A 12,247-nucleotide genomic window follows, 5' to 3' on the forward strand; every position below is an offset into this window, starting at 1 on the left:
GATTTCTTGGCAAGTAGGCCGCAGAATTACGCCGTTGTGCGGCGAATTCTGACCTCTCTTTTTTCCATTTTTGCTTTAAGAAATTCTAGCGCTCACTTTAAGGCTATTCGAAATGACATGCACAGTGCCGGGGACAGTCCCGGTCAGGACTCCACTCCGCTGTGTGCATCCAGACTGTAATTTTTTTCAACGGGACGCCGGTGGAGAAGACGGATGTGTGTTCTTTTTGGGGAACGGCGTGTCCTTTTTATTGGGGACGGAGGGAAAAGGGATTGACAGGGGGAGGGGGATGTGGAAAAATGATTATGATATGTGTACGGAGGAGGAGATTAGGTGGAAAAGTGGTTTGTTTCTATGAAGAAGGCGGATTTTAATGGGATTGGGAAGCGGTATGGGGTTTCTCCGATTCTGGCGCGGTTGATTCGGAACAGGGATATGGTTTCGGATGAGGAGATTGGATTTTATTTGAATGGAACGATTGCAGATCTTTTTGATGGTATGCTGATGAAGGATATGGATAAGGCGGTGGAGATTCTGGCGGAGAAGATCCGTGAGGGGGCGCCGATCCGGGTAATCGGGGATTATGATATAGATGGGGTGAACGCGACTTATGTATTGCAGCAGGGAATTTCCAGGCTGGGGGGCGAGGTGGATACGGACATTCCAGACAGAATCAAGGATGGGTACGGACTGAACCGGATGCTGATCGACCGGGCCTTGGATGACGGAATCGATACGATTATTACCTGTGATAATGGAATCGCAGCTATGGATGAGATTGCTTATGGAAAGAAGATGGGACTTACGGTAATCGTGACGGATCATCACGAGGTGCCCTATCTGGATGCAGGGGGAGAGCGTGAATATCTGATGCCCCAGGCGGATGCGGTAATTGATCCTCACAGGCCGGACTGTGAATATCCGTTCAAAGGGCTCTGCGGCGCTGCGGTAGCTTATAAGCTGGTGGAGGCTCTTTATGAGGTGATGCAGCGGGATGTGGACGATGTAGATGATCTGATGGAAAATGTGGCGATTGCTACGGTCGGGGATGTGATGGACCTGGTGGGCGAGAACCGTATTTTTGTAAAACAGGGGCTTGAGATGCTGAAAAGGACTAGCAATCATGGGCTGAAAGCTTTGATGGAATGTACTGGTGTGCCTGTGGACAGGCTGTCGGCATATCATATCGGGTTTGTCTTAGGGCCATGTATCAATGCGAGCGGACGTCTGGATACGGCAAAGCGGGCCTTGGATCTGCTGAATGCACCGAACCGCAGGGAAGCGGTGATGCTGGCGGAGGATCTGAAAGCGCTGAATGACAGCCGCAAGGAGATGACGGAAAAGGGCGTGGAGCAGGCGGTGGAGCAGATTGAAAATACATCGCTGAAAGAGGACCAGGTACTTGTTGTATATCTGCCGGACTGCCATGAGAGTATAGCTGGGATCATTGCGGGAAGAATCAAAGAGAGATATTATCGTCCGACCTTTGTGTTAACTGCAGGGGAGGAGGGGGTAAAAGGTTCAGGACGCTCGATCGAAGCCTATAATATGTTCGAGGAAATGTGTAAGTGCCGGGCTCTTTTTACTAAGTTCGGAGGACATAAGCTGGCAGCCGGACTCTCCCTGGAGGAGGAAAATGTAGGTCGCTTCAGGGAAGTGATCAATGAACTGGCTCACCTGTCTAAGGAAGATCTTTTGCCGAAGGTCTCTATTGATATGCAGCTCCCCCTCCCTTATGTGACAGAAGAACTGGTGTCGGAGTTAGAACTTTTGGAACCATTTGGAAAGGGGAACACAAAACCGCTTTTTGCAGAAAAGAACCTGCGTGTGATCAGTCCGAGGATTATTGGGAAGAACCAGAATGTTCTAAAGTTCAAGGTTCAGGATCAGCAGGGGAATCAGATGGAAGCAATCTACTTCGGAGATGCGGCCGCATGTATGGAATATATGCGTGGAAAAGAGAATATGTCCTTTACTTTTTATCCTTCTGTAAATGAATATATGGGTAACCGGACGCTGCAAATTACGGTCGTAAATTACCAATAGCTATGTGATGGACGCAAAATTGGCGGTTTTACGCCATTTTTCTGGATGAAATAGTTTGAAAATCACAAAAATGATGGTATACTTAGGAGTATGAAAATTAGGATAGAGAGAAATTATACGGTAGAGGAAAGGGGGAATTGATATGGCGGGAACTCCGGAATATGAAATGATGAATAAGAATTTGGAGATTGTTGACGGGCATGCCGTAAAAGCACCCGAAGATTATCAAGACCCTGAACAATTATATCAGGCTCTGATCGCCAGGGTGAGGAAGTATCATCCGTCGGCCGATATCACGATGATCGAGAAGGCATATAAGATAGGGACGGAGGCACATCAGGGACAGGTACGTAAGTCAGGTGAGCCTTATATCATCCATCCGTTGTGGGTGGGGATTATCCTGGCAGACCTGGAGATGGATAAAGAGACAATCGTGGCAGGGATGCTTCATGATGCTGTAGAGGATACGGAGATGACCCTGGAGGATGTGACAAAAGAGTTCGGGGAAGAGGTAGTGCTTCTCGTGGACGGCGTTACTAAGCTGGGCCAATTGTCCTATTCTCAGGATAAGCTTGAGGTGCAGGCAGAGAATCTGCGTAAGATGTTCCTTGCTATGGCAAAGGATATCCGTGTCATTATCATTAAACTGGCGGACCGTCTCCATAATATGCGGACGCTGGAATTTATGACCGAGGCTAAGCAGAAGGAGAAGGCCAGAGAGACGATGGATATCTATGCTCCGATCGCACAGCGTCTCGGTATTTCTAAGATCAAGACGGAACTGGATGACCTTTCTTTAAAATATTACCAGCCGGATGTGTATTTCGACCTTGTGCAGGACTTGAATGAACGTAAGACGGAACGGGAGGAATTTGTTCAGCAGATCGTGGCGGAGGTATCCACTCATATGAAGAACTCCCATATCCATGCAAAGGTATATGGAAGAGTGAAGCATTTCTTCAGTATTTATAAGAAGATGGTCAATCAGAACAAGACGCTGGATCAGGTGTATGATTTGTTTGCGGTCCGCATTATTGTGGATTCTGTGAAGGACTGTTATGCTGCACTTGGTGTGATTCATGAGATGTACACGCCGATTCCGGGACGTTTTAAAGATTATATTGCTATGCCGAAGGCAAATATGTATCAATCTCTGCATACGACACTGATGGGCCCATCCGGGCAGCCATTTGAGATTCAGATTCGTACAGAGGAGATGCATAAGACGGCAGAGTTCGGTATCGCGGCTCACTGGAAATATAAGGAGAGCGGCGATTCTACCAAGAGTGTAAAGGCCCAGGAGGAAGAGAAGTTAAGCTGGCTGCGTCAGATTCTGGAGTGGCAGCGGGATATGTCAGATAACCGGGAGTTTTTGAGCCTGCTGAAAGGTGACCTGGATCTGTTTGCGGAGGATGTCTACTGCTTTACTCCGAACGGAGATGTAAAGAATCTGCCGAATGGCTCCACGCCAGTGGACTTTGCTTATGCGATTCATAGTGCAGTTGGAAATAAGATGGTCGGTGCCAGGGTAAATGGCAAGCTGGTCAATATTGATTATAAGATACAGAACGGTGACAGGATCGAGATTCTGACCTCACAGAATTCGAAGGGCCCGAGCCGTGACTGGTTGAACATTGTGAAGAGTACTCAAGCAAAGAACAAGATCAATCAGTGGTTCAAGAAGGAGTTCAAGGAAGATAATATCATCCGTGGCAAGGAGATGATCGCGGCCTATTGTAAGGCAAAGTCGATTAATCTGTCCAATATCATGAAGCCAAAGTATCAGCAGATCGTACAGAAAAAGTATGGATTCCGTGATTGGGATGCAGTATTGGCTGCGTTGGGACACGGCGGCTTAAAAGAGGGACAGGTGGTGAACCGTCTTGTGGAGGAATATGAGAAAGAACACAAGAAGGCGATCACAGATGAGACGATTCTGGAGAAGATTTCAGAGGCGAGCAATCAGAAGGTCCATATTGCCAAGTCCAAGAGCGGTATTGTCGTGAAGGGAATCGATGATATGGCAGTACGGTTCTCAAAGTGCTGTAATCCGGTGCCGGGAGATGAGATTGTTGGGTTTGTGACCCGTGGGCGCGGGATGTCCATTCACAGGACGGACTGTGTCAACATGCTGCATCTGTCAGAGAAGGAGCGTGAGCGCCTGATCGATGCGGAATGGGAAGAGACCGCAGAAGCAGAGAGCGGCGGACAGTACCTGGCAGAGCTTAAGATTTTCGCACATGACAGGCAGGGACTTTTAATGGATCTTTCCAAGGTCTTTACAGAGGCGAAGTTAGATGTGAAGTCCATGAATGTGCGGACGAGCAAGAAGGGAACAGCAACACTGGATATGGGATTCATTGTGCATGGGCGTGATGAGCTGCATAGAGTGATTGAGAAGCTGCGTCAGTTGGATGGCGTAATAGACATAGAACGAACGGCAGGTTAGAAAAGATGAAGATTGAAAAGTTTGTAATTGGAATAATTGGCACGAATTGTTATCTCGTGCAGAATGAAGAGACTAAGGAGTGTATTCTGATCGATCCGGCGACTTGTAAGCAGAAGATCGTGGATCATATCAGGGAGCAGGGGCTTAACCTTAAGGCGATTCTGCTGACCCATGGGCACTTCGACCATATTATGGGAATCGACGGATTTTTGGATGCGTTTCCGGTCCCTGTTTATGCCCACGAGGAGGAGAAGGCGTTGCTAAATGATGCTTTTCTGAATTCTTCCTCCACTTATGGTCCGGGATATACATTTTCCAGGGCTGAGTATGTGAAGGATGGGGAGAGACTTCATCTGGCAGGAATGGAGATTGAAGTGATCTACACACCGGGACATACGATTGGGGGATGCTGCTATTATCTTCCGGCAGAAGGGGTACTGTTCTCAGGAGATACCTTATTCTGTGCATCCGTGGGACGTTCCGATTTCCCAACAGGAAGTTCCAGTCAGTTGATCCGTTCGATTCGGGAAAAGCTGATGTGCCTCCCGGAAGAGACCGTGGTGTATCCAGGGCACATGGGTGAGACGACGATTGCTTATGAAAAGGAAAATAATCCATTTCTTTAACTCATCCAGGAAGTGGTGAAGCAGATTAGAAATATTTATTTGGACTTTTAGCAGGCCGTGAGGCCGGCTTTTAAGGATTTGCTTTGACAAGAACAGAAAGTGAAATTGATTATGATTGAAATCAGCAGTAAAGATACATTGTATATGTATAATTTATATCATATCACCAAAGCCTTTTTTCCGAATACGGAAATCAGGCAGCAGGTGGATGAAGGGCAAGAACCTCTGGTAAGACTTAAGTTGGAAGGAGGCTCTTGCTTTTCCATTGAAGAAGGAGAAATAAAAGAGTTTACAGACCGCCAGGACGGAAAGCGTTTTGTGACGAAGAAGGTGTATGACTGGCTGTCCCAGAAGACAGGCAGAACCCTTGCATGGGGAATGCTGACAGGAGTCAGGCCGACGAAGCTTGTGATGCAGCAAATAGAAGCTGGAATGGATCGGGAAGAAATAATAAAGTTTCTAAATAAAGAATACGGTGTTTCTGATGGGAAAGCACTTCTGGGATGGGAGATTGCCCAGAGGGAGAAAGCACTGCTCGAACAGTTGGATTATGTAGATGGCTACAGTCTTTATGTGGGAATTCCATTCTGCCCCAGCATCTGTTCTTACTGCTCTTTCAGCTCTTCGCCGCTAGAAAAGTGGAAGGACCGCATGGATTCTTACCTGGATGCGCTGTGCAGGGAGATTACTGCGATTGGTAAGGCAGCATCGGGAAAGAAGCTGAATACCATTTATATCGGGGGCGGGACCCCGACCACATTAGAGGCACATCAATTGGAACGGCTGCTTGGTACGATCGATGCAGTTTTTTCTTATGAGAATCTGAAAGAATTTACGGTGGAGGCAGGACGGCCGGACAGTATTACCAGAGAGAAATTGGAAGTAATTTCCAGATATCCGGTCACCCGTATTTCCATTAATCCGCAGACCATGCAGCAGAAGACACTGGATGCGGTGAGGCGTCTGCATACGGTGCAGGATGTGAAGGATGTCTTCCAGCTTGCGAGAAGCCTTGGATTTGATAATATAAATATGGATCTGATTGCAGGACTCCCTGGGGAAGATGCTTTAGATATGCAGGATACTTTACGGCAGATTGAAGAACTGGGACCTGACAGCCTGACCGTGCATGCACTTGCGATTAAAAGGGCGGCGAAGTTCGGGCAGGAACACAAGGAGATCGACCTGCATTCGGAGATCGAACAGATGGTAAGTGACAGTGCAGATGCAGCGGACCGGATGGACCTTGTACCTTATTATCTGTACCGGCAGAAGAATATTGCAGGAAATTTTGAGAATGTTGGCTATGCAAAGGTTGACAAAGCCGGAATATACAATATACTTATTATGGAAGAAAAGCAGACGATCCTTGCAGCTGGTGCAGGTGCTTCGACCAAGATCGTGCTCCCTGAGAAGATTCAGATGGCGAATGGAAAGAAGACCAATCTGGTAAGGATTGAGAATGTAAAGGACATTACGGAATATATTGGCCGTATTGACGAAATGATAGAGCGAAAAGGAGAATGGTTATGGCGTTAAAGAAGAAACCGGTTACCGGAATGAAAGACATGATGCCCGCCGAGATGGAAATCAGAGATTATGTGATTGGGCTGATCAAAGAAACCTATAAAGCGTTTGGATTCTCTTCCATAGAGACTCCATGCGTGGAACACATTGAGAACCTGTGCAGCAAGCAAGGCGGCGACAACGAGAAGCTGATTTTTAAGATTTTAAAGAGAGGCGAGAAGTTAAAGATTGATACCGCTCAGACGGAAAGCGACCTGGTCGATGGAGGACTTCGTTATGACCTGACTGTACCGCTGTCCCGTTACTATTCCAACAATGCAAATGACCTGCCGTCTCCATTTAAAGCATTGCAGATGGGAAATGTATGGCGCGCAGACAGACCGCAGAGAGGACGTTTCCGTCAGTTCATGCAGTGCGATATCGATATTTTGGGCGAACCGAGTAACCTGGCAGAGATCGAGCTGATCCTGGCTACCTCTACACTGCTTGGCAAGCTGGATTTCAAGAACTTTACGATTCGCATCAATGACCGCCGTTTCTTGAAAGCAATGGCAGCATACAGTGGATTTAAAGAGGAAGATTACGAGAATGTATTTATTATCCTGGATAAGATGGACAAGATCGGTATGGATGGTGTGGCATCTGAATTAGAGGAGTGTGGATATGCGAAAGAATCGGTGGAAAAGTATCTTCAGCTTTTCAAAGAGATTACGAATGACGTGGAAGGCGTACGTTTCTGCAAAGAAAAATTGGAAGGCTTTCTCCCGGATGAAGCGGCGGCTTCACTGGAAATGATCATTACAAGTGTAGAGAGCGCCAAAGAGGCCGAATTTAAGATCAGCTTTGATCCTACACTGGTGCGTGGAATGTCCTACTACACCGGAACTATTTTTGAAATTTCTATGGATGAGTTCGGCGGAAGCGTAGGCGGCGGCGGACGCTATGACGAGATGATCGGTAAATTTACCGGACAGAATACCCCGGCAGTCGGCTTTTCTATCGGTTTCGAGAGAATCGTCATGCTGTTGCTTGAGAGAGGATACAAGGTACCTTCAAGCAGATCAAAGAAAGCATTCCTGATTGAAAAGAATATGCCGCAGGAAGGTATGCTCAAGGTACTGACTCTTGCAAGAGAAGAACGTGCCGCAGGAAAGCAGGTTATGATCGTCAATATGAAGAAAAATAAAAAATTCCAGAAAGAACAGTTGGCAGAACAGGGATACGAGGATATCGTAGAGTGCTACCGTGATTCTGTGGATGAACTGTAAATTGTGAAAAATGTGTGAAAGGGGTCTGACCCTTTTGCAAAGGGGGGGAGTCCCCTTTGTAAAACTGCCGGGCTTCTGTAGAGAAGAGAGGATGAAAATTATGGCTGAAACAATGAAAGGATTGAAGAGAACCCACCGCTGCGCGGAGTTATCCAGCGCGAACATCGGGGAAATTGTTACTGTGATGGGATGGGTTCAGAAGAACAGGAATAAGGGCGGCATCGTGTTCGTGGACCTGCGTGACCGTTCCGGTATTCTACAGATCGTATTTGAAGGGGAAGAGAAAGCGGAGCTGATTGAGAAGGCAGCAAAGCTGCGCAGCGAGTTTGTTGTTGCGATTGTTGGAAAGGTGGAGGCAAGAAGCGGGGCAGTGAATCCGAATCTTGCAACAGGTGAGATCGAGATCAGGGCAGAGGAACTGAGAATCCTTTCCGAATCCGAGACACCACCGTTCCCGATTGAAGAAAACAGCAAGACGAAGGAAGAACTCCGTCTGAAATACCGCTATCTGGACTTAAGAAGACCGGATTTGCAGAGAAACCTGATGATGAGGAGCAAGGTTGCGACTCTGACACGTCAGTTCTTAGCAGATGAGGGATTTTTAGAGATTGAGACACCGATCCTTGGAAAGAGTACGCCGGAGGGCGCAAGGGATTACCTGGTGCCGAGCCGTATCCATCCGGGCAGCTTCTATGGGCTTCCGCAGTCTCCACAGTTGTTCAAGCAGCTTCTGATGTGTTCCGGTTACGACCGTTACTTCCAGATCGCAAAGTGTTTCCGTGATGAGGACCTCCGTGCGGACAGACAGCCGGAGTTTACCCAGATCGATATGGAGCTTTCTTTCGTAGATGTAGATGATGTCATTGATGTTAATGAGAGACTTCTGGCAAAGTTATTCAAAGAGGTGCTGGATGTGAACGTGACACTTCCGATTCCGAGAATGACCTGGCAGGAGGCCATGGACCGTTTTGGTTCCGACAAGCCGGATATCCGTTTTGGCATGGAGCTTGTAAATGTGACGGAGACAGTAAAGGACTGTGATTTTGTAGTATTCAAAGGTGCCATTGAAAATGGCGGAACGGTCCGTGGTATCAACGCAAAGGGACAGGGCGGCATGCCGCGTAAGAAGATTGACAAACTGGTTGATTTTGCCAAGGATTTCGGCGCAAAGGGACTGGCTTATATTGCACTGCAGGAAGACGGGACTGTGAAATCTTCTTTTGCAAAATTCATGACAGATGAGCAGATGAGCAGTCTGATTCAGGCAATGGCAGGAGAGCCGGGCGACCTGCTTCTGTTTGCGGCAGACAGGAATAAAGTGGTCTGGGATGTATTAGGAAACCTGCGTCTGGAGATTGCGAGACAGACAGAAATCCTGAACAAGGACGAATATAAATTTGTATGGGTAACGGAATTCCCGCTTCTTGAGTGGAGCGATGAGCAGGGCCGTTTCTTGGCAATGCACCATCCGTTCACCATGCCGATGGAGGAAGACCTTGAGTTCATCGATTCTGATCCGGGAAGAGTGCGTGCAAAAGCATACGATATCGTACTCAATGGAAATGAGATCGGTGGAGGAAGCGTCCGTATCTTCCAGAATGAGGTACAGGAGAAGATGTTCGAGGTGCTTGGCTTTACAAAAGAGCAGGCATACGAACAGTTCGGGTTCCTTCTGGATGCATTTAAATACGGCGTACCGCCTCACGCAGGGCTTGCCTATGGTCTGGACCGTCTTGTCATGCTGATGGCAAAGGAAGACAGCATCCGTGACGTGATGGCGTTCCCGAAGGTAAAGGATGCCTCCTGCCTGATGACAGAGGCGCCGAGTGTTGTCGATAATAAGCAGTTAGAAGAACTGGGACTGGAAAAGGTCGCAGAAGAGTAAGAACGGAAAATCCGGTCTGTAAAAGCGGCTATAAAAATACAAGGGGCAGATTCTTTTTAGATAGAAGAACTGCCTCTTGAATATAGAGAATAGGTATTGATGCTTTGCTTTGAATTGAGTGAGATATTGTGAATTTAATATAATATACATAAAATACAAAAAAATTAAAAAAAGGTGTTGACAATCTGAATATCATATAGTATAGTAAGTATTGTTCCGGTGAGGTACTAAAACAGGAACGAAAAAACAAACGCGATAGTGGCTCAGTTGGTAGAGTACGACCTTGCCAAGGTCGGGGTCGCGGGTTCGAATCCCGTCTATCGCTTTCAAAACATTGAGAGGAAGACATATCAGGTATTAAAACAATACCTGATATGTCTTTTTTTGAGTGTTCTGACCTGCAGTCATGATTTTTAAGAGTTACCGATCAGGTTACCCACTAAGGGTTAGTCTGTTTCTAATAGAATGACTTTCCCCTGTGTACGTGCTATAATCCAGATAAAGGGGAGGTGATAAGTATGCAGATGTCAGATCAGGAACTGCTCCAGTCAATTTCTACAATGATGGATGAAAAGCTGGACGCCCGTTTTGGACAGGTAGATACTCGTTTCGAACGGATGGAGGCCCGCTTTGAACAGGTAGATACCCGTCTCGATAATATGGTGACAAAGGATTATCTGGACGAAAGATTGTATACCCTCGAGAATGATCTTCTCAGGGAAATTGATACGGTTCAGGAAAAGGCGAATTCCCATTTTGCCAGAGTAGAAAGGCGAATAGACCGTTTGGAGACGACTGTGAATACGATCAAGCTGGAAAGCGACAGTATCCCTATTTTGATGAAAAGTTTTGCAGACCTCAGGGACAGGGTTAAAGTATTAGAAAGAATATCATAGTGTGATGAGAACAATGCATATATAAGGTATAAGGCCGGTTATGTTATCATGCACTGCCGGGAGATATGGTCAGTTTCATATCTCCCGGCAGTTTTTATTTTTCTGTAATTTCCCCATGATATCTTTTATATTTCCACTATCTTTTCTCCATCTTTCTGACTAAACTGAAAGAAAAAACAAGGAGGGCAGAGAATGGAGTTTCAAATAACAGATGCAATGGAGAATTCCATGAACGAACTCATCAGAACCGTAAAAGAAAGATTTTCAGATAACCAGAAGCTGGGAGAGATGTTTGAACGCTGTTACAGCAACACCGTTCGGACAACAGTGAAGCAGATGGAGGACGACACGGTACACATCATCACAGGTGATATCCCCGCGATGTGGCTTCGGGATTCCTCTGCACAGGTAAAGCCTTATCTTGTCCTTGCTGGGCAGAATGAGGGATTCAGGGATATGATAGCTGCACTTTTAAAAAGGCAGTTTATGATGATCTCGATCGATCCTTATGCAAATGCATTTAATGAGAAACCGGATGGTAGCTGCTGGTCCAAAGATGAGACAAAGAGAAATGCCTGGGTGTGGGAGCGTAAATATGAGATCGACTCTCTATGTTATCCTCTTCAATTAGCATGGATGTTGTGGAAAACAACAGGGTGTACCGCTCCATTTGGTGATAATTTCCACATAGCAGCAGAAAAAATCCTGGAAGTGTTTCAGATTGAACAGAACCATGAAAAGGATTCTGGATACCACTTTATCAGGCGGAATACTTATTATACGGATACCCTGTCGAGAGAGGGGAGAGGCAGTCTCGTGAAGGATGGCATCGGAATGACATGGTCGGGCTTTCGTCCAAGTGATGATACGTGTACCTATGGCTATCTGGTCCCGTCGAATATGTTCGCATCAGTGGTGCTTTCCTATCTTTCAGAAATTGCAGAAGTAGTGCTTAAGGAGAAAGAGCTGGGGCAAAGAGCAGAGAAATTAAGTCGTGAAATCCGGGAAGGAATCGAAAACTATGCGATCACTGAGAAGGAAGGCTTTGGAAAGGTCTATGCTTACGAGATAGATGGTTATGGGATGTACAATCTGATGGATGACGCCAACGTGCCGAGCCTGCTTTCCATGGATTACATTGGATATTGCCCGAAGGATAAGGCCGTTGCAGAAAATACAAGAAAAATGATCCTAAGTGAGGCCAACCCTTATTATTATTCCGGGAAGACTGCATCAGGTATTGGAAGCCCGCATACGCCGCCGGGATATATCTGGCATATTGCGCTCGCCGTGCAGGGATTGACGGAAAAAAGCCGGGAGAAAAAAAGGGAGATTCTGGAATTGTTAGCAAGGACAGAGGATGGGACTAAGATGATGCATGAGGGATTTAATAAAGATGATCCGTCCCAATATACGCGGGAATGGTTTTCCTGGGCGAATGCGATGTTCTGTGAATTGGCACTGGATTACTGCGGCATACGGCCGGACTTGCAGGAGGAAAATGCAAAATCAGCAGATGGCAAAAACTAAAATTTGTCCACTGAACATAG

The 12,247-nt window shown here is 46.6% G+C and carries 8 protein-coding genes and 1 tRNA gene; all 9 read left to right on the forward strand.

The window, feature by feature from the left end:
• Window positions 1-333: 333 nt before the first annotated feature.
• The 9 genes from recJ to HGO97_RS19690 all read left to right on the forward strand — a co-directional run bounded on the left by recJ (window position 334) and on the right by HGO97_RS19690 (window position 12,227).
• Entirely contained in the window at window positions 334-2,046 is a 1,713-nt protein-coding gene (recJ, locus tag HGO97_RS19650) for a single-stranded-DNA-specific exonuclease RecJ (protein ID WP_216244570.1), read from the forward strand.
• A 142-nt stretch (window positions 2,047-2,188) separates the two neighbouring features.
• Complete coding sequence (locus tag HGO97_RS19655) at window positions 2,189-4,495, forward strand: RelA/SpoT family protein (RefSeq protein ID WP_216244571.1); 2,307 nt, start codon at window positions 2,189-2,191, stop codon at window positions 4,493-4,495.
• A gap of 5 nt (window positions 4,496-4,500) precedes the next feature.
• The gene (locus HGO97_RS19660) at window positions 4,501-5,121 is read left to right on the forward strand and encodes an MBL fold metallo-hydrolase (protein WP_216244572.1); all 621 of its coding nucleotides are present in this window, start codon (window positions 4,501-4,503) and stop codon (window positions 5,119-5,121) included.
• A gap of 111 nt (window positions 5,122-5,232) precedes the next feature.
• Window positions 5,233-6,660, forward strand: a complete 1,428-nt coding sequence (gene hemZ / locus HGO97_RS19665) for a coproporphyrinogen dehydrogenase HemZ (protein ID WP_216244595.1) — start codon at window positions 5,233-5,235, stop codon at window positions 6,658-6,660.
• Window positions 6,651-7,916, forward strand: coding sequence for a histidine--tRNA ligase (hisS, locus tag HGO97_RS19670; protein ID WP_216244573.1), 1,266 nt, complete (start codon window positions 6,651-6,653; stop codon window positions 7,914-7,916). Before hemZ ends, hisS begins: the two co-directional genes overlap by 10 nt.
• 100 nt (window positions 7,917-8,016) lie before the next feature.
• On the forward strand, window positions 8,017-9,801 hold the full coding sequence (gene aspS, locus HGO97_RS19675; RefSeq protein WP_216244574.1) for an aspartate--tRNA ligase: 1,785 nt from the start codon (window positions 8,017-8,019) through the stop codon (window positions 9,799-9,801).
• A gap of 252 nt (window positions 9,802-10,053) precedes the next feature.
• Window positions 10,054-10,126 (forward strand) — tRNA-Gly (locus HGO97_RS19680).
• Window positions 10,127-10,319: 193 nt separating this feature from the next.
• The gene (locus tag HGO97_RS19685) at window positions 10,320-10,697 is read left to right on the forward strand and encodes a hypothetical protein (RefSeq protein WP_216244575.1); all 378 of its coding nucleotides are present in this window, start codon (window positions 10,320-10,322) and stop codon (window positions 10,695-10,697) included.
• Window positions 10,698-10,889: 192 nt separating this feature from the next.
• Window positions 10,890-12,227 carry a glycoside hydrolase family 125 protein gene (locus HGO97_RS19690; protein ID WP_246597620.1) on the forward strand — a complete coding sequence of 446 codons (1,338 nt, stop codon included), beginning with the start codon at window positions 10,890-10,892 and terminating at the stop codon, window positions 12,225-12,227.
• The last annotated feature ends 20 nt before the right edge of the window (window positions 12,228-12,247 follow it).

Source organism: Faecalicatena faecalis, assembly GCF_012524165.2.
Classification (GTDB): domain Bacteria; phylum Bacillota; class Clostridia; order Lachnospirales; family Lachnospiraceae; genus Faecalicatena_A; species Faecalicatena_A faecalis.

Excerpts from the sequence above, each read along its gene's own strand:
- HGO97_RS19655 (WP_216244571.1), top strand. The coding sequence starts at position 2,189 with ATGGCGGGAACTCCGGAATATGAAATGATGAATAAGAATTTGGAGATT.
- HGO97_RS19660 (WP_216244572.1), top strand. The coding sequence starts at position 4,501 with ATGAAGATTGAAAAGTTTGTAATTGGAATAATTGGCACGAATTGTTAT.
- hemZ (WP_216244595.1), top strand. The coding sequence starts at position 5,233 with ATGATTGAAATCAGCAGTAAAGATACATTGTATATGTATAATTTATAT.
- hisS (WP_216244573.1), top strand. The coding sequence starts at position 6,651 with ATGGCGTTAAAGAAGAAACCGGTTACCGGAATGAAAGACATGATGCCC.
- aspS (WP_216244574.1), top strand. The coding sequence starts at position 8,017 with ATGGCTGAAACAATGAAAGGATTGAAGAGAACCCACCGCTGCGCGGAG.
- HGO97_RS19685 (WP_216244575.1), top strand. The coding sequence starts at position 10,320 with ATGCAGATGTCAGATCAGGAACTGCTCCAGTCAATTTCTACAATGATG.
- HGO97_RS19690 (WP_246597620.1), top strand. The coding sequence starts at position 10,890 with ATGGAGTTTCAAATAACAGATGCAATGGAGAATTCCATGAACGAACTC.